The sequence below is a fragment of the Bartonella sp. AP4SXKL genome (assembly GCF_042195845.1).
In the GTDB taxonomy this organism is placed as follows: domain Bacteria; phylum Pseudomonadota; class Alphaproteobacteria; order Rhizobiales; family Rhizobiaceae; genus Bartonella.
Map to the genome: position 1 here is coordinate 1 of NZ_JBHIPA010000074.1, position 700 is coordinate 700.

Sequence of the window (700 nt, forward strand, 5' to 3'; positions counted from 1 at the left end):
TTCTACTTCTTTACCAATAGTGATAACTTTTGTCTTTTCATCCTGCTTCGCAAGGCTATCACTGACAACATTGGTAATCTCATTATTAATCTCTTTGCTAATCTCATTTCTAATATTTGTGAAAGAATTACCAACTCCAGCCAAAGCATCCGCCACATTGCCATAGTCTATCTCTTCAGATTTACCGTCATCCTTAACTGTCTTAACCTTAAAACTTGGAGCAGTCCATTGTCCTTGCTCATCATAACCTGCACCTCCACCAAAATAGGTTGCAAGTTGTTCGTTCAGCGAATAAAGCTGTCCACCCGTGACAGCATCCGTTGAATCTTTAGAAACATCACCATCTAAAAGAAACGTAATTTTTCTGTTATCTTGAGTGGCTACAGCTCTGCCTTTTTCTTCTTTGCTCTTTTCATGACGTGCTACAAAGGCATTGGCTTCATCATTCCATAACAAAGCATCACCTTTAACTTGCTGAGTAATATTCGTTATGTTTTTAGTAAGTTCGCTAAACTTATTTGTTACATTATCATTGACATTCTTGATATTGCTATCAAGCTGGCTTTTGTTAACAGCGTCATTATTGTTCTTTGCTTCACCAACACCAGAAATTATCCGATCCCCACCGCTTTCATTTGCAATATTGATTTCTGCGCCACCTACTTTTGCACCAATAGTGAGACGACTCGTTGTCTTATCT

Annotated in this window: 1 pseudogene; it reads right to left on the bottom strand. The window is 38.3% G+C overall.

Annotation, left to right across the window (positions count from 1 at the left end):
- Nucleotides 1–700: pseudogene (locus ACFIMI_RS09745) on the bottom strand (hypothetical protein); the annotation flags it as partial.